Source organism: Enterobacter cloacae complex sp. IR5403, from assembly GCF_049238705.1.
Classification (GTDB): Bacteria; Pseudomonadota; Gammaproteobacteria; order Enterobacterales; family Enterobacteriaceae; genus Enterobacter; species Enterobacter hormaechei_C.
In genome coordinates this window covers 106,822-124,568 of sequence record NZ_JBMKHP010000009.1, presented here as the reverse complement: position 1 = coordinate 124,568, position 17,747 = coordinate 106,822, and the positions used below count along the sequence as shown (strand labels likewise).

The window sequence follows — 17,747 nt, the reverse complement described above, 5'->3', positions numbered from 1 at the left end:
CACCTCATTTCGTCATACGCTCGTAATATTCAGCGCTTTGCGCAAAATAAACGGACATACAATTAAGAATGCATATTCCGGGCTAAATATTGACCCGGTAAAAAACAACGACACCGGTGTGAACAGATAAAGTTGCACGCGAAAGTTCTGGTTATCACCAAACGCGTTAATCATCATTTTGAAAACTTTAAACAGATACCACAGTGTCAACAGTACGGCGAACCAGGAAAAATAGATAATTAACAGATACAGACCATTGTCTATGGTTTTACCGACATCCGCACCGTTAAAGATTCCGAATGATGCAACATATTCGTAAAGTGAGCCGAATCTTACTACGCCATCAATATGGGTTAAGGAATAACCCACCATCACCAGTGGACCAATGATGCGATAATAGGACGACGAACCTTCCGTTCCCAAATCACCCAGACGTTCAGAAATGTACGGAAACGCGAATATTACGCCCACTAAAAATACCGTCAGAGAAATTATCGCCAGCGGCAGTTTTTTCTTAATCGCCTCTTTGTTCAGGTACTGGAACGCCCACTCCAGCAGGTAAAACAGAATAAACGTCATTACCCCGGAGAACGACCCTGACAGAACGATTCCTGCAAGAATCATAGCATCGGTCTTGGGGGTTTTGATACCGAACTGTTTGATGCTGAGCCAAATTGAGATTAATGCCAGAGCAAAAAACGCCGGTTCAAAATAGAGCGCGGTTGTACGCTTGCCACCAAACTTAATGAAGTTCAGTACATAGCTGTTACTGTATATAAGATATTTCGAAATTATTTCCATCAGGCTACTGCCGCCTGTAAGAATAATTTGCGCCATCTCCATTGCCGCAAGCACAACAATCAGCCCGACGACAATATAAAAGAACCTGAGGATTTTCCTATAATTGTGCGGAGAAATAGTTTTAAAGCGAATACTCCACACCATGCCAATAATGATAACGATATAAACAAACAGCATGGTGGAGGTGACATATTTGCTGGCGTCCAGCGACTGACCAAAGATGTAGTTAAACGCCGTCAGACCAAACCCGATGCCCAGTGAAATCATCAGCTTTTTGAGGTTAAGCTTGTCAACGTAAAGCAACAGCAGAACCGGCAGGAAGGTGACGATAGTGATCGGGAAGCTTTCACCGAGCTGGGCAATCTTAACGTTGACCAGCAGGTAGATCAGCGGCAGCAGCAGATAACTACAGATTCTGATAGAACGAGACATACTCCTCCAGCATCTGTTGTCCACTGTACGCTTTGCGGCTACGGTTGCGGAACGATTCCAGGTCCGTGCCAAAAACAGCCTGCGCGATATCGGCCTTCGACAACTGCACCAGCGGCAGCACCTCATTTTCACTGAAGGTTTTACCGCCGGATTTCTCCAGCACTTCCCGCGCGGCGTCGCTGTGGGTGGCAATCACCGGTACGCCGATGGAGAGCGCTTCGCACAGGATCAGCGGGTAGTTGTCCACGCGGGAGCTGAACACCAGCGCGTCCATACCGTTCAGCGCGCTCATCAGTTTGCGCTTGTCGGTTTCAAACCCGTGGTTCACCACGTTAGCGCCATCAAACGGCGAGAATTTGCCAAAGGTATGCAGCTCAATTTTGTCGCCGAGCGCCATCATGTCGCGCACCAGCTGCTGGTTGGTTTTGCCGTCGTAGCGCAGGTCATGGGCGACGACCGCAATTTTCGGCTTACCGGGGGTAACGGCTACGGGCGTCAGTTCGGCCAGGATCGCTTCCGTTGCCACATCAATACCGTTGTTGATGATCTGGCAGCGCCCTGCTCCGTACAGGCTATTAAAAGCGTCCGCCACGTGCTGGCTTGGGGAGATAAAGGTGCAGCCGAGCGAGAGCATATCGCGGAACAGCTGACGCTTACCCTCAACCAGCTGATGCGCGCGATCGACCTTCACAGGCGGGTAGTTGCTGAGCGTAGGGCATTTCTGGCAGTTATCTTTCCAGCCTTCGCAGCCGTCGGTAAAGGCGCAACGTCCGGTCACGCTCCAATGGTCGTGCAGCGTCCAGACAAATCGGGTATCCGGCTTGTGCGCCTTCACCTTGCCACAAAACGCCACCACCTCTTCCAGATTCAGCCAGTAGCTGTGCAGCACGTGGAAGTGCAGCACAACCGGGCCGCGAGTGCGGGTGACGGTGCGGTAGAGATTATTCAGGTTGCCGAACAGGTCGCGGTTAAACAGGCGGAACAGCGCAATATTGGCGATGGAGGTCAGACGTGGCGTCTGCTTCAGCACCTGCGGATAGTTATCATGGCTGACGCTTTTCTTGCCGCCTTTACCGTAACCGTAAACAAAGCGCGACTGGAGTCCTTTTTGCAGCGCGCGCTGGTGCAGATCCAGCGCTACGCCTGCCGCCCCGCCCTCTGCGAGGCGTACGTTAAATTGCAGAATGTTCATTTAATCACCTTCACGCGGGCTTTCTCGCCCACCACCAGCGCGTTGTCCGGAATGCTGTCCAGCACCACGCTGCCTGCGCCAATCGTCACGTTATTACCCACGGTAATGTCCCCGATCATCACCACGTTGGCGCCCAACTCGACGTTATTGCCAATCACCGGGCAAGCCAGGCTGTCTGGCCCGCGGTTACCGATTGTCACCCCGTGGCGAATGGTGAAATCATCACCCGCGACGACGAACTTGTTGATGACCACCGCATAGCCGTGATGAATGGTAAAGCGGCGGCCAATGGTGGCAGCGGCCTGAATTTCATAGCCAAAAAAGCATTCGGTGATGATGCGGTACAGCACCAGCACCGGCGCGGCCCAGATATTGTTCAGCACATTTTTTTTGCGCCACACCGAGCAAAAGTGCGCAATACGGTAGGCCAGAACCATGCAGCACGGGCGCAGGCTCCAGCTGTTAGCGCGGCAATCTTCCAGAAACATTATTTCCCCCGAAGCCCGTCAGCCAGACGCTTGCCGTTACGTACCGACAGTAGCGTCAGCAGCGTGCGCCAGTTCATGCGCTTGTTACGGATCTGATACAGGGTGAAGAGCTGATACTTCCGGCTGGCACGGTCAAACTTGTCCTTGTGCTTGCGGTAAAAATGGAAGTAGCCCGAGAATTTCTTCGGCGACGAGGTGATTTGCATCTCCCCGTGATTGATGTGCAGGATCTGCGTGGCCTCTTCCACCTTCCACGGCTCGCCGTACTCCACCACCATCCGCAGGAAGATGTCGTAATCCTGCGCGGCCTTCAGCTCGGTGTCGAACAGGCACTCCTTAAAGCGCCATGCCCAGGTAAACACCTGGTTGCCAATAATGTTGCGCTTGTAGAACAGGCGGCGGGAATACGGTGATTTCGGATACAGCGGCAGGCTGGCCGGCTGCGAATAGACCTCGCCCTGGCAGACATAGTCGTTGGCATACAGAAACGCGTGGGTCACCAGCTGCGCTTTGTGCGACAGGAAGATCGACAGACGGTTTGGCGTCCATTCGTCATCGTCGTCGATACCGGTCAGATACTGCCCTTTCGCCTGCATAATCGCCTGGTTGCGCACCGCACACGCCCCGGAGTTGATGGCGTTGTGCGTGTACATCACGCGCGGGTCGTTCAGGTCTTCAACAAACTTTTGCAGCTGTTCGTAAGAGGAGGAACAGTCATCCACGATAATCAGTTCCCAGTTATCGTAATCCTGACGCAGGACCGATTTAATCGCGCGGATCGCCAGCTGCTGACGATTCCATGTCGGCATATAGATAGAAATCAAAGGGCGTTGTGTGGTCATATTTTCCCCTCACCCCGGCCCTCTCCCCATAGGGGAGAGGGTGAAAGGCATCCAGTGGTTATCATTACGTTCGTCCCCCAAATCCAGCACCGAACAGTCCCCTCTCCCCTTTGGGGAGAGGGTTAGGGTGAGGGGTGTGGGGTGTATTTTGTTATTTACTGTCAGACTTATATTCGTACTCGTAGTAGCCGTAATCCTGATACCCGGTCGCGCGGCGGAAGATGGAGTTCAGAATGACCCCCTTCACCTCAATACCGTTCTGCTCAAAGCGGCTCAGGCTGGTTTCCACTTCCTTCAGGGTGTTCACCGCATAGCGTGCGACCATCAGCGTGGTGCCCGCATGACGCCCTACCACGGCAGCGTCGGTAACCGCCAGAATTGGTGGGGTATCGATCAGCACCAGGTCATAATTTTTGCTCGCCCACTCAATCAGCTGCGTGAAGCGCTCGCTCATCAGCAGTTCAGACGGGTTCGGCGGCACCTGGCCACGCGGGATCAGGTCAAATTTCGGAATCGAGGTCGGCTTGGCGCTCTCACTGATTTCCCCTTTACCGAGCAGGATTTCCGACAGACCGTTAACGTTGTTGGTGCCCAGCAGCTCGTGGGTGTAGCCCTTACGCATATCGCAGTCGATCAACAGCACGCGCTTGTTGGTCTGGCTCACCACCGCCGCCAGGTTGGCGCAGACGAAGGTTTTACCGATTGACGGGCTGACACCGGTCATCATCAGGACGTTGTTTTTGGCCTGCATCATGGCGAAGTGGAGGCTGGTACGCAGGCTGCGCACCGCTTCAATCGCCAGGTCGGTCGGGTTACCCACGGCCAGCAGCTGGCTATGTTTGTAACGCTTGACGCCCTTAACGGTTTTCACGCTGTCACGGGACTTCTGCCACTCTGAAAGCGGGATGCTGGCGTACACGCTGATCCCGTTCTCTTCCAGCACCTGCGGGCTTTCGATACCGCGGTTGAACAGCGAGCGCAGCAGCACGCCGACGATGGAAAGCATCAGGCCGAGAATAATGCTGCCGAGAATAATCAGCGCTTTCTTCGGCTTCAGCACGCCCGGCTGGGTAATCGCCGGGTCAACGATACGCACGTCGCCGACGGTGCTGGCTTCGGTGATTTTCAGCTCCTGCTGTTTGTTCAGCAGCTGCATGTAAACCTGCTGGCCGGATTCCACATCACGCGTCAGGCGTACAATTTCCTGCTGCGTCTTCGGCATCGCGGTCACGCGGTCATTTAGCTTCGCCTTCTCTTCTTCCAGGGTACGACGTTTCTCCAGCAGCGTGCGGTACGCCGGGTGACGTTTGGTATAGAGCTTGGAAATCTCCGCCTCTTTGAAGGTCAGCTCGTTCAGCTGCGCATCAATATTCACCATGGAGTCGAGAACCGATTTCGCCTCCAGCGGCAGATCGACGGAATCCTTGTCCTGACGGTACGCGTTCAGCTTGTTCTCAGCGTCATCCAGACGGGCGCGCACCTCCGGCAGCTGTTTACTGAGAAACGCCAGACTTTTTGCGGCTTCCGCTGACTTACGCTCAACGTTCTGCTCCAGATAGTTGCGGGTGATGCTATTGAGGATGTCGCGAATTTGGTCCTTGTCTTCACCGGTGAAGGTCATGCTCAGGACGCCGGTGTCCTTGCCGTTTTCGGTGACGGTCAGGTTGTTTTGCAGGTTGTTGATCATCCCGAGCGTCGAGAATTTGGTGACCGTAAACTCCCCGCCCTCATGCGCCTGAATTGCGCTGACCTTGATGCTGACGCCCTCTTTGGTCAGCATCTGCCCCACTTCGCCGCGCGCGCTGAAGCCCGCGTCGCTGGTCAGCTGATACTGTTTTGGTCCCAGCACGGTCAGGGTAAAGGTTTGGTCCCCTGCCCCTTTTGGGATCACGAAGTCGGTCACTTTTACCGTATCGTTACTGCGCCCCATCAGGCGATCCCAGCCTGCGCCAAACACCGGGAAGGTGTTTTTGGTGACCGCGATATCCAGCCCCAGATCGTGAACCGTTTTGCCCAGTACCAGGCGCGACTGGATCAGCTGAATTTCGGCTTCCGATGCCGGCGGCTTGTTGGCCAGCGCCGAGCCGATATCCTGAACCAGCGAGTTTCCGGTATTTTGTTCGATCTGCACCAGCGCGTCGGCGCTGTAAATAGGCGTCGCGAACAGCGTATAAACGATCGCCGCCACGGCAAAGATGGCGGTAATACCCAGCACCCACCATTTCGCTTCAATAACGGTCCCGACCAGGCGACCGATATCGATTTCATCACTGCCCGACGTCGGGGCGGCAGAAGGTCTTGTTTTTTCTGTCATTGTTATCCCTGCTGAGCTTTCAGTGCCTGCGCCCACTGACGGGCAGACTGGTCTAGTAAGGTGTATACCGCCTCAAAGGCCTCGCGGCTCTTGCGATACGGATCGGGAATTTCGCGCTCACCATCCCAGTGACCAAACAGCATCACCTTGCCGCGCATCTCCGGTGCGATATCGCACAGCGCGTGAATGTGGCGTTTTTCCATCGCGAGGATCAGGTCATATTCCCGGCACATCCGGCCAGAGACCTGACGGGCAACGTGCCCGTCGAGTGAGAGGTTATGCTCAAGGGCAACGCTTGCGGCACGTTCGTCGGCACCTTTTCCGACCAGCGCGCCCAGCCCTGCGGAGTCGACCGTTAACGCAGGCTGGTAATTTTTCAACAGCCTTTCAGCCGTGGGGGAACGGCAAATGTTCCCCACGCACACCACCAGAATTTTGTTAAACATCGCGGCTTACCAGTTATGAACGTCGCTCGCCGTATCCGTCATGTAGCGAACGCCACTGATGGTAGGCAGCAACTGGTTGATCAGACGGTTCCAGCGGGCAACCGGCGCGGTGGTGACATAGACCACATCGTACGGCTGGAGACGGAACGACGTTGCCATGACCAGCGACGTCGCGTCGGACATATCCAGCTGGTAGATGTTGGCAATCTTGCCCTTCGCGTTCTCGCCTTTGATAGGACGGATCACGAAGATCCCGCTGGCGTTGGAGGCGGTCAGATCGATGCCTTCCGCATTGCCCAGCGCTTCGGTCAGGGTCATACCGCTGAAGTCCATCTTGAGGGTGCTCTGTTTCTTCACTTCACCCATCACGAACACTTTCAGATCGTCGTTGCGCGGCACGTACAGAATGTCGCCCGGATAAAGGAGGCGGTTCTGGGTCAGGTCACCGTTTTGCATCAGCGCCTGAAGCGAAATGCGCTGCTCTTTGCCGTTGTGGGTCAGCACCACGTTGCGCCAGTCAGCGCCATCGGTTAAGCCGCCTGCGGCATTGATCGCATCGAGAACGGTGAGCGGGACGTTAGTGATCGCCTGCTGGCCGGATTTATTGACCTGGCCAGAGATATAGGCTTTCTGGGATCGGAACGCGGCGATATTAACGTCCACCTGCGGGTCAGCAATGTACTGCGCCAGGCGGCCGGTAATATCACTACGGATCTCAGCAAGCGTTTTGCCCGCGACGTGCACTTTGCCAATGTAGGGATAGAACATGGTGCCATCGGACTGTACCCAGTTACCGGTGTCGCTTGAGCTGCGGTACTGACCCGCAGGCGTGGTCAGTTCAGGGTGATCCCAGACGGTCACGTTAATGACGTCACCCGGACCCACGCGATACTGGTAAGAGGCAATTTCCTGGTCCAGAGACATATTTGGTTGAGCAACATTTGGACGTGGGCGTAATTGTTCCACCAGACGTGGGGTTAATGGATACACATTCACCATTTTGTCGAGATCAAAATCAGCATCCTGCTGTTTAATCACATCCTTGCCCATTGTCGACATATTGCTGCCGGGAAAGACCGTGCAACCACTCATCAAGGTCACAGACACCAATAATGGCATCAATTTCATTTTGGATTTCATCATTGATTATTTATCACTTTGGCAGAGTAATTATCCTGTGCAATTAAAATAAGCGCGGGTCGTGGTGACAATCAGAATGCAGTTAATCATTTAGCAATATAACTGGCATCAGTCCTAAAAAAAGCTTATTCATCGATTGGCTATTGACAGAATAATTGAGGCTGATTCACACGCTTTCAGGCACGCTACCGCCCTTGGCTTTCAGTTACCAATCCACTGACTAAACAATGCGTTATGGTTAGACACCCTCTTGGATAAGGCCTTTTGCGAAATATATCAAACGCCTCACAGGGGCGATTGATAATGTATAACCTTCACCAAAGACCGAAACAAAAATAGCAACAAGGAGATTTAACATTTGATGCTGGAAGAATTGTTGCAGCTAACCTAATAGCAGGCAAGGAGACAACCGTCCTAATATTCGTTTTTAAGATTAATATTAAGAGCAAAGTTTTAAGGTTTTCGGATTTTCTTTATATTGACAAAATAGATCGCCGGACCATTTATTGCGATATTTCCTAAATATCGATTCGTGTAATTAAATCTTCGCAATTAACTTATTTACACCGCCCGGAAAATGGGGTTTACCAGAGTGTAGCATTAAGAGAAATCTCACCCCGGCATTGCAATTTCCGTCGGCTTTATCCATGATCGAAGTGTGACATTAGTCATATAACAGAAGGTATTGCATTTACTATGGAATGGATTGCCGATCCATCAATCTGGGCCGGGCTGGTGACGCTGGTCGTCATCGAATTAGTGCTCGGCATTGATAACCTGGTGTTTATCGCCATCCTTGCCGATAAATTACCCCCTTCACAACGCGACCGCGCCCGAGTGACGGGTCTTCTGCTCGCCATGGTGATGCGTCTGCTGTTACTGGCCTCAATCTCCTGGCTGGTGACGCTGACCAAACCCTTATTCAGCGTACAGGGTCTGAGCTTTAGCGCCCGCGACCTGATCATGCTTTTCGGCGGATTGTTCCTGCTGTTCAAAGCCACGGTTGAGCTTAATGAGCGGCTGGAAGGAAAAGACAGTGAAAATCCCACCCAGCGACGCGGCGCTAAATTCTGGCCGGTGGTCGCACAGATAGTGGTGCTGGATGCCGTCTTTTCTCTCGACTCCGTGATCACGGCCGTCGGCATGGTTGACCATCTGGCGGTGATGATGGCCGCGGTGATCATCGCCATCACCCTGATGGTGCTCGCCAGTAAAGCCCTGACGCGCTTCGTGAACAGTCACCCGACTATCGTCATCCTCTGTCTGAGCTTCCTGCTGATGATTGGCTTTAGCCTGGTGGCGGATGGTTTTGGCTTCCATATCCCGAAAGGGTATCTGTACGCCGCCATTGGTTTCTCGGTGCTGATTGAGTTTCTCAACCAGCTGGCCATTTTCAACCGTCGCCGTTTTCTCTCCGCGAACCAGACATTACGACAGCGCACCGCAGATACGGTGATGCGCCTGCTGAGCGGCAAAAAAGAGGATGCCGAGCTGGATGCTGAATCCGCGGCGATGCTTGCCGACCACAGCGACGGGCAGATCTTCAACCCGCAGGAACGCCGGATGATAGAGCGCGTGCTTAACCTCAACCAGCGCTCGGTGAGCAGTATCATGACCTCCCGCCATGACATCGAGCATATTGACCTGACGGCGCCGGAAGAGCAGATCCGCGCCCTGCTGGATAAAAACCAGCACACCCGGGTGGTTGTCACCGGCGGTGAAGAGGAAGAAGAGCTGCTGGGCGTCGTACACGTGATTGACCTGCTTCAACAGCAGCTTCACGGCGAGCCGCTCAACCTGCGGGCGCTGGTGCGCCAGCCGCTGGTGTTCCCGGAAGCGCTGCCGCTGCTCTCCGCGCTGGAGCAGTTCCGCAACGCGCGTACCCACTTCGCGTTTGTCGTTGATGAGTTTGGTTCTGTGGAAGGGCTGGTGACGCTCAGCGACGTGATGGAAACCATCGCCGGTAATCTGCCTAATGAGGTGGATGAGATCGATGCGCGCCACGATATTCAGAAAAACGCCGACGGCAGCTGGACCGCCAACGGCCACATGCCGCTTGAAGATCTGGTGCAGTTCGTTCCGCTTCCGCTGGACGAGAAGCGCGAATACCACACCATTGCCGGTTTGCTGATGGAATATCTGCAACGTATTCCGCAGCCGGGCGAAGAGGTTCAGGTGGGGGATTACATGATCAAAACCTTGCAGGTAGAGAGCCATCGCGTGCAGAAGGTGCAGCTGATACCGCTGCGCGGTGAAGATGAGATGGATTTTGAGGTGTAGGTAAAAGCAAAACGGCAACCTCGTTGCCGTTTTTAGTGTTTGCGCCCTCTCCCCGTGGGAGAGGGCCGGGGTGAGGGCATCAGGCCGCACATGCCACCCGGCACAACAGCCATCACAGCTTATCGAGCAGCTTTTTCACGTCCTTACCTGACTGAGACTCTTTATTGCGGTCCGCCCAGTCATTCAGCCGACGTTTCGCTTCATCCTGAAGGTGCTTACGCAGGATCTGATCGACCTGTAAACTGTAATTCAACTCCTGCCATTTTCCGTACACGCGCAGCGGTATCGGCGTCTCTTTCAGGAACTCAACAAGCTGTCCTTCGCCTTCCCAGCCAGCCTTCACGCGGACGTTGAAGCGGGTGTCTGCCGTCTCTTTCACCAGATCCAGCGCGCCGGTTCCGGTCAGGGCCAGCAGTGACGACGTCCCCTGCATGTCGTCCAGCGAGAGCTGACCGTTGTCGAGGGCAAGCTCACTGGTAAAGCTGTCGAGACGGGTTGCGCTGTCGTAGTTTTCATTCGCTTTCACGCTGCTGCTGCGCTCTACCGCCTGCTGCACCAGCTGCTGGAAGTTCAGCCCTTCAATGCGCGAATCTTTCAGCTCAACGTGCGCCTGCCCCTGCCAGCTACGACGGAAGGCGTCCGCATCAATCTTCGTACCAGAGAAATCCCCTGCCAGCGACAGCTGCCCCGTGAGGGCAATCGGGTAATTAAAGGCTTTCAGGATGGAGCCAATCTCAACGTTTTCCAGACGCGGCTGGAACGCGGCGCTGGCAACGTCGTTGCGTACATCCAGCGTGCCCGGCAGGGAGAGGTTCCCTGCTCCCATTTTTCCGCTGAGCTCGGAGATGACCAGAAGGCCGTTGTGGTTGGACATCTGGCTGCTGACGTCAGTGAAATCAATTCCACGCCAGCGCACGCTGTTCGCTTTCAGCAGAATGTCGGCGGTAAATCCGCGCAGGCCATTGTAGTCAGGCAGATCGAGATTTGAGGAGATCACCGGACGCGACTGTGTGACCTGGCTTTGCCCCTCCTGCGCGACTCCCTCATCGGTCGCGTTCACCGGTTGGGGCGCAAGCAGGTTCTCGAGGTTCAGCTTGTCGAATTGCAGATCCAGCACCCACTTAGGTTTCTCATCAAGCGTGACGCTCGCCTGCCCCTTCAGGGCACTGTCGTTGGCCTGGAGGTTGAGCGCGTTCAGTTCGAGCTGTTTGCGCTCTTCATGCCACACCGCCTGCATCGTGCCCTGGCCGACAATCCCCTTCGCGGGTAAATCCGCGCCGGTCAGCTGCCAGTTGAGCTGCTGAACGTCCGCCGTCAGCTGGTGCGGATAGTCAGAGGCGTTCACGTTCGCGTTCATCGACAGGTTGAGATCGCGCTGATTGCGGTTGATCCGCCCGGAGAACTCCATGGTGGCGTGATGGTTGGCGTCCTGCTCCATTCTGAGGTTGATATTGCGTACGGTGATCTGTTCGTCATCCTCATGCTGGAAAACCAGCACGCTGTCAGCCACTTTCAGATTACCAATATCGAACGACCAGCCGGTGTCAGAGGGGACGTCAGGCAAGGTGTTTTCACGCGGTGCGACCGGCGCATCCGCCTGACGAACGGCTTCGGTTTGCGGCGTAAGCTGAATCACCGCCCCTTTCAGCATCACCTGTTCTACCTGGAGCTGATGGGATAAAAGCGGGATGAGCGCGACATCAAGACGCATGTTATCCGCCGTGACCAGCGGCTGCGCGGCGCCCGGCGCGGTGAGAGACATACGTCCGGAGAGAATGCTGAGCTGAGGCCAGACGTGCCAGCGCAGCGGCCCGTCCAGCTTGAGTTCATACCCGCTGCGCGCTTCCACCTGCCGCACCATATAGGCCCGGAAGTCATTCGGGTTAACCAGCAGCACCAACGCTGAAAGGCCAGCCACCAGCACCACCAGCAAAATCATCAGCGTTGTCAGAACTCTTCTCATGGCTTCCTCAGTGAACTCACAGATCAGTCTTTATCGATACGACTGGCAACCGCACCCTGCTGGTCGCGATATTTTGCGTCCTGACGGCGGTTATAAGGACGGTCTGCCGGGCCGGTCAGCGGTTCAAAGCTCAACGCACCGATCATCATTCCCGGACGAAGCGCCAGCGGCAGTTTACCGGCGTTAAAGAACTCCAGCACGATACGGCCAGACCAGCCCGGATCGATACGGTGCGCGGTGACGTGCACCATCAGGCCCAGACGCGCCAGGGAAGAGCGTCCATCAAGCCAGCCGACCAGATCCGCAGGCAGCGTGACCGATTCAAAGGTCACCGCCAGCGCCAGTTCGCCAGGATGGAGATAAAACGCCTCTCCTTCTTCGATGACGATTTCGTCGCTCATGACGCGATCCAGCGCCGCGCTGACTTCGTCTTTCGGCCCGCTGAGGTCGATAAACGGTGCCGTGTGGCCGCTGAAGGTGCGGAATTTATTCCCCAGACGCACATCGACGGTCACGCCGTTAATACGCTCAACCGGCGGACGCGGGGTGATAGACAGGCGGCCTTCATCCAGCCAGGCTTCTATATCGCGGTCACAAAGACGCATGGCACTTTCTCCTTTCGTACATCGCGCCCTGAAGCCTTACGGCGTCAGGGCAAAACCAGGTTATCTCTGAACGGTACACAATTCACACGGCTTATTCAAAAAACTGACTGATTTTCGCTTTTAAGATATCAATGGCAATCCGGTTTTTACCGCCGCGAGGCACGATAATATCGGCGTATTGTTTCGAAGGCTCAATAAATTGCAGGAACATCGGGCGAACGGTTTTCTGATATTGCGCCATTACGGAGTCCATGGAGCGGCCGCGTTCATTAACGTCGCGTTTAATACGCCGCATCAGGCAGATATCCAGCGGGGTATCGACGAAAATCGAGAAGTTCATTGATTCGCGCAGACGGGCGTCGGTGAGCAGCAAAATCCCTTCAAGGATAATCACCTTCTTGGGCTCGATGCGGATCGTTTCCTGAGTGCGGGTATGTTCCACGTAGCTGTAGACGGGCAGCTCAATCGCCTCGCCGCGCTTCAGCGCTTCCAGATGCTGGAACAGCAGGCTGTGATCCATCGCACTGGGATGGTCGTAGTTGGTTTTTACGCGCTCTTCCATCGAGAGATGGGATTGATCTTTGTAATAGCTATCTTCGGGAATAACACCGATATGCTCATCACCCACTTGTTCACGCAGTTCGCGATAAAGCGTACTGGCAATAAGACTTTTACCTGAAGCCGATGCGCCGGCGATGCCTATGATGACGCACTGATGAGACTTATCAGTCATAAATTTAGCGACCTGATTAACCTGGATGTAAGGAAGGACGACGCCGGAGCGTCAAACGCGGCAATTATAGGGATTTCGGGGACGTGATACCAGTCGAATGCGCAGGTTATGCGAGGCGGGCTGAAAAGCGCCGTTTCACGCCTTTAGCGAAATTTTTACGCGCGGTTTTTCGCCATTTCATCACCCTTCTTCGCAGAGTAACTATTTTATAAGTCTATGAAGTCAAAATCTGACCACTCAGCATATGAATTGTAAAATGTTTGTACTAGCATAAACCAAATTAATAATTTCACGCGTCCGGACCTGGCTCCTGACAACATGGCGTCCCTGGATAGAGCGGTAATGAATAAACAATACCAGCGGGTTTTGGTTACTACCCCACATCCTTTACTGCGGCTTGTCTGTCTGGGTCTGGTCACGTTCATCTTCACCTTATTTTCCCTCGAGCTGACTCGCTTCGGTACGCTGCTGGCGCCATTATGGTTCCCGACTTCAATTATGATGGTGGCGTTTTACCGCCACGCGGGAAAAATGTGGCCCGGGATTGCCCTCGCCTGCTCCTTTGGCAATATCTTTGCCTCGTGGATGCTCTTCTCATGGGCATCGCTCAACATCACCTACACGGCGATCAATATCATTGAGGCCACGGTTGGCGCGCTGTTACTGCGTAAACTGCTCCCCTGGTATAATCCGCTGCAAAACCTCAACGACTGGGTCCGGCTTGCCCTCGGCAGTGCCCTGGTGCCGCCGCTGGTGGGGGGCGTACTGGTTCATTTTCTGGTGCCGAGCGCGGAGCCGCTGCGTAATTTCCTTGTCTGGGTACTTTCAGAGGCCATTGGCGCGCTGGCGCTGGTGCCGTTAGGTCTGCTGTTTAAACCGCATTACCTGCTGCGCCACCGCAACCCGAAACTGCTGCTGGAAACGCTGGTGACCCTGGTCGTCACGCTGGTTCTTAGCTGGACGGCAATTACCTGGCTGCCGTGGCCATTCACCTGCATCATCGTTCTGCTGATGTGGAGCGCGGTACGTCTGCCGCGTATGGAAGCGTTCCTGATATTTTTATTCACCATCATGATGGTATCCCTGATGATGGCGCGAAATCCGCTCTCCATGACGCCCTCCACCATGATCGTCACCTTCAATGCGCCGTGGCTCCCCTTCCTGATGATGCTGCTCCCCGCCAACATTATGACGATGGTGATGTATGCCTTTCGGGCCGAGCGTAAACATATTACGGAAAGCGAAGAACGTTTTCGCAATGCGATGGAGTATTCCGCGATTGGTATGGCGCTGGTGGGCATTGAGGGCCAGTGGCTTCAGGCTAACAAGGCGCTGTGCAATTTCCTCGGTTACAGCCAGTCAGAGCTTCAGTCGCTCACGTTCCAGCAGTTAACCTGGCCGGAAGATTTAAATACCGACCTGGAGCAGTTGCAACAGCTGATTCACGGCGAGATCAACACCTACAGTCTCGAAAAACGCTACTACACCCGTAGCGGCGAGGTGGTGTGGGCGCTGCTGGCCGTCTCCGTTGTGCGCCATGCCGACGGCACGCCGCTCTACTTTATTGCCCAGATTGAAGACATCAACGATCTGAAACAGACCGAGTGGGTGAATAAGCGTCTGATGGAGCGTATCACCCTCGCTAACGAAGCCGGTGGCATCGGGATTTGGGAGTGGGATCTCGAGCCGGACGTGATCAGCTGGGATAAACGGATGTTTGAGCTGTACGAGATCCCCCCGCACATTAAACCCACCTGGCAGCTCTGGCATGCGGCCATGGTGCCTGAAGATCGTACGCACGCCGAACAGGTCCTGCGTGAGTCACTCCAGGCCAGGGTGCCTTTCAAGCTGGAATTTCGCATTCGCGTCAAGGATGGCATTCGCCACATTCGTTCGCTGGCGAACCGGGTGCTGAACAAACAGGGCGAAGTGGAGCGGCTGTTAGGCATCAACATGGATATGACCGAGGTGAAGCAGCTGAACGAGGCGCTGTTCCAGGAAAAAGAGCGCCTGCATATCACCCTCGACTCCATCGGCGAAGCGGTGCTGTGCACCGACATCGACATGAACATCACCTTTATGAACCCGGTCGCCGAGAAGATGAGCGGCTGGTCGCAAAGCGAAGCGCTGGGTCAGCCCGTTCTGAAGGTGCTGCACATTACCTTCGGCGAGAACGGTCCGTTAATGGAAAACATCCACAGCGGCGATATGTCCCGTACCGATATCGAACAGGATGTGGTGCTTAACTGCCGCAATGGCGGCAGTTTCGACATTCATTACAGCATTACCCCCCTCAGTACTCTGGAAGGGCACACCATCGGCTCGGTGCTGGTGATTCAGGACGTCACCGAGTCGCGCAAAATGCTGCGCCAGCTGAGCTACAGCGCTTCCCATGACGCCCTGACCCACCTGGCGAACCGCGTCAGCTTTGAAAACCATCTGAAGCGTCTGTTGCAGACGGTACAGGAGACCCATCAGCGTCACGCGCTGGTCTTTATCGATCTTGACCGTTTCAAGGCGGTGAACGATACGGCAGGCCACGCGGCGGGCGACGCTCTCCTGCGCGAACTCTCTTCACTGATGCTGACCATGCTGCGCTCCAGCGACGTGCTGGCGCGTCTGGGCGGCGACGAGTTTGGCCTGCTGCTGCCGGACTGCAACGTCGAAAGCGCACGCTATATTGCGGGCCGGTTGATCGACGCCATCAACAACTATCATTTTTCCTGGGAAGGACGCCTGCACCGCATTGGCGCCAGCGCGGGGATTACGCTGATTGACGACACCAATTACCAGGCTGCGGAAGTGATGTCGCAGGCTGATATCGCCTGCTACGCCTCGAAAAACAGCGGGCGCGGCGTGGTCACCGTCTACGAACCCCAGCAGGAGCGGATCCACAGCACGCGCAGCATGATGTCGCTGGATGAGCAGTGGCACATGATTAAAGATAACCATCTGCTGATGATCGCCCGCAGCGTCGCCTCGCCGCGCATTCCCGAGAGCAGTAGCTTCTGGCTGATTTCCTTGCGGCTGTGGACCAGCCAGGGGGAAGTGCTGGAAGAGCATGCCTTCCGCGCCGGGCTGGCGGAGCCGGAGCTGCTGCACGCCCTGGACCGACGGATATTCAGCGAATTTTTCCGTACCTATGCCGCACAGGTGGCGGCCAAAGGGATGGGCGTCGCGCTGCCGCTCTCAGAGGCGGGTTTAGCCAGCGTCACGCTGGTGGATGAGCTGCTTGACCTGATCACCAAAGGACCGCTGCCGGCGCGGCTGCTGCATCTGGCGATCGCCGCTGATGTGCTGAGCAATACGGATGAAAACGTGCAGCAGGGTCTGCAAAAGCTTCGTCAGGCTGGCTGTCGCGTGGTGCTGACCCGGGTCGGACGCGATATGAACGTCTTCAGCCAGCTCAGCGCCAACACCGCTGATTATCTGCTGCTGGATGCAGACGTGGTGACCAACGTCCACGGCAATCTGATGGATGAGATGATGGTGACAATCATTCAGGGCCACGCCCAGCGTCTGGGCATAAAAACCATTGCCGGGCCATGCCATCAGTCGATCATGATGGATACGCTATCGGGCATCGGCGTTGACTTCATTTACGGCGACACCATCGGGGAAGCGCAGCCGCTTGATCTACTGCTGAATACCAGCTATTTCGCCATCAACTGACGGCGACCAGCCGTCGGTGTACCAGATATGTAACAGCGCATACGAGCGCCACGGCTGCCAGCGCTCGGCGTAGCGACGGATCTGCGCGGGCGTCATACCGGCAAAGCGCTGTTTAATCAGATAGTCATCCGGCAGGAAAACATCCTTCGCCTGCCAGCCGCGCAGGGCCAGGTAATTCGCGGTCCAGCGCCCGATGCCGGGGCGCTGCTGTAGCGCCTTCATCCCGGCCTCAACGTTCTCAGGCGGGAACAGCGGGAATTCACCGTCCACCACCGACTGCGCCAGATGAATCAACGACTCCGCACGCCTGAGCGGCATCCCGAGGGCTTTCAACGCCAGCGGATCTGCCGCGGCCAGCACCTCTGGCGGAGGAAAGCAGAGATAGCCCGGCGCATCCTCAATGGGTTCACCGCACAGCGCCACCACCCGAGACGCCAGTTTTGCCGCCATCGCCACGCTCACCAGTTGTCCGAGAATGGCGCGCACGCCCTGCTCGTAGGCATCCATCGCGCCCGGCAAACGTAAGCCCGGCCGCGCCGCGCCGAGATCGCCCAGGGTCTGCGCAATGTGCAGCGGGTCGCAATCGAGGTCAAACAGGCGGGAGATGCGGTCGAGGCAGATATCCGCCACCGGGATCAGGCCAGGACTGAGCGACACCGCCAGCGTATGGGTTGCGCTGTCGGGCGTAGCCCGGAAAACGCCCTGGTGCCCGGCATAGCCAAAACTGCGCTCGTAGTAATCCGCCGTAACGGTCTCAACCCCCGTGACCGCACGCGCGGCAAGAAAGCCAAACATCCACGACCAGTCATAGGGCGGTTGCCAGTTCAGGGTGTACATTG

General features: G+C 55.6%; 13 protein-coding genes. 2 read left to right on the top strand and 11 right to left on the bottom strand.

Annotated elements, in window-relative coordinates; all coding sequences use genetic code 11:
• Nucleotides 1-12: 12 nt before the first annotated feature.
• The 7 genes from wcaD to ACOTW6_RS14315 all read right to left on the bottom strand — a co-directional run bounded on the left by wcaD (nt 13) and on the right by ACOTW6_RS14315 (nt 7,658).
• Entirely contained in the window at nt 13-1,233 is a 1,221-nt protein-coding gene (wcaD, locus tag ACOTW6_RS14345; protein ID WP_015572375.1) for a colanic acid polymerase WcaD, read from the bottom strand.
• Nucleotides 1,208-2,425 carry a colanic acid biosynthesis glycosyltransferase WcaC gene (gene wcaC / locus ACOTW6_RS14340; RefSeq protein WP_045348878.1) on the bottom strand — a complete coding sequence of 406 codons (1,218 nt, stop codon included), beginning with the start codon at nt 2,423-2,425 and terminating at the stop codon, nt 1,208-1,210. The genes wcaD and wcaC overlap by 26 nt, the downstream gene beginning before the upstream one ends.
• Nucleotides 2,422-2,913 (bottom strand): colanic acid biosynthesis acetyltransferase WcaB, encoded by a 492-nt coding sequence (gene wcaB / locus ACOTW6_RS14335; protein WP_003863505.1) that lies wholly within the window; start codon nt 2,911-2,913, stop codon nt 2,422-2,424. The genes wcaC and wcaB overlap by 4 nt, the downstream gene beginning before the upstream one ends.
• The gene (wcaA, locus tag ACOTW6_RS14330; protein ID WP_017693085.1) at nt 2,913-3,755 is read right to left on the bottom strand and encodes a colanic acid biosynthesis glycosyltransferase WcaA; all 843 of its coding nucleotides are present in this window, start codon (nt 3,753-3,755) and stop codon (nt 2,913-2,915) included. Before wcaA ends, wcaB begins: the two co-directional genes overlap by 1 nt.
• Nucleotides 3,756-3,906: 151 nt before the next feature.
• Nucleotides 3,907-6,069 carry a tyrosine-protein kinase Wzc gene (wzc, locus tag ACOTW6_RS14325; protein ID WP_421766261.1) on the bottom strand — a complete coding sequence of 721 codons (2,163 nt, stop codon included), beginning with the start codon at nt 6,067-6,069 and terminating at the stop codon, nt 3,907-3,909.
• A gap of 2 nt (nt 6,070-6,071) precedes the next feature.
• Nucleotides 6,072-6,515 (bottom strand): low molecular weight protein-tyrosine-phosphatase Wzb, encoded by a 444-nt coding sequence (gene wzb, locus ACOTW6_RS14320; RefSeq protein WP_003862078.1) that lies wholly within the window; start codon nt 6,513-6,515, stop codon nt 6,072-6,074.
• A 6-nt stretch (nt 6,516-6,521) separates the two neighbouring features.
• Nucleotides 6,522-7,658, bottom strand: a complete 1,137-nt coding sequence (locus tag ACOTW6_RS14315; protein ID WP_003862079.1) for a polysaccharide export protein — start codon at nt 7,656-7,658, stop codon at nt 6,522-6,524.
• A 693-nt stretch (nt 7,659-8,351) separates the two neighbouring features.
• On the opposite strand from ACOTW6_RS14315, the gene ACOTW6_RS14310 reads away from it, so the two are divergent.
• Nucleotides 8,352-9,935, top strand: a complete 1,584-nt coding sequence (locus ACOTW6_RS14310; protein ID WP_015572372.1) for a TerC family protein — start codon at nt 8,352-8,354, stop codon at nt 9,933-9,935.
• A gap of 112 nt (nt 9,936-10,047) precedes the next feature.
• On the opposite strand, the gene asmA is transcribed toward ACOTW6_RS14310, so the two are convergent.
• The 3 genes from asmA to udk form a co-directional block, all read right to left on the bottom strand.
• Nucleotides 10,048-11,898 carry an outer membrane assembly protein AsmA gene (gene asmA / locus ACOTW6_RS14305; protein ID WP_213789135.1) on the bottom strand — a complete coding sequence of 617 codons (1,851 nt, stop codon included), beginning with the start codon at nt 11,896-11,898 and terminating at the stop codon, nt 10,048-10,050.
• A gap of 23 nt (nt 11,899-11,921) precedes the next feature.
• Complete coding sequence (dcd, locus tag ACOTW6_RS14300; RefSeq protein WP_006811250.1) at nt 11,922-12,503, bottom strand: dCTP deaminase; 582 nt, start codon at nt 12,501-12,503, stop codon at nt 11,922-11,924.
• 91 nt (nt 12,504-12,594) lie between these two features.
• On the bottom strand, nt 12,595-13,236 hold the full coding sequence (udk, locus tag ACOTW6_RS14295) for a uridine kinase (RefSeq protein ID WP_000130320.1): 642 nt from the start codon (nt 13,234-13,236) through the stop codon (nt 12,595-12,597).
• Nucleotides 13,237-13,578: 342 nt separating this feature from the next.
• Between udk and ACOTW6_RS14290 the strand changes: the two genes are divergently transcribed.
• The gene (locus ACOTW6_RS14290; RefSeq protein WP_057056934.1) at nt 13,579-16,908 is read left to right on the top strand and encodes a diguanylate cyclase; all 3,330 of its coding nucleotides are present in this window, start codon (nt 13,579-13,581) and stop codon (nt 16,906-16,908) included.
• On the opposite strand, the gene alkA is transcribed toward ACOTW6_RS14290, so the two are convergent.
• Nucleotides 16,873-17,745, bottom strand: a complete 873-nt coding sequence (gene alkA, locus ACOTW6_RS14285; RefSeq protein WP_062932804.1) for a DNA-3-methyladenine glycosylase 2 — start codon at nt 17,743-17,745, stop codon at nt 16,873-16,875. The two genes, ACOTW6_RS14290 and alkA, sit on opposite strands and share 36 nt — an antisense overlap.
• Nucleotides 17,746-17,747 lie beyond the last annotated feature (2 nt).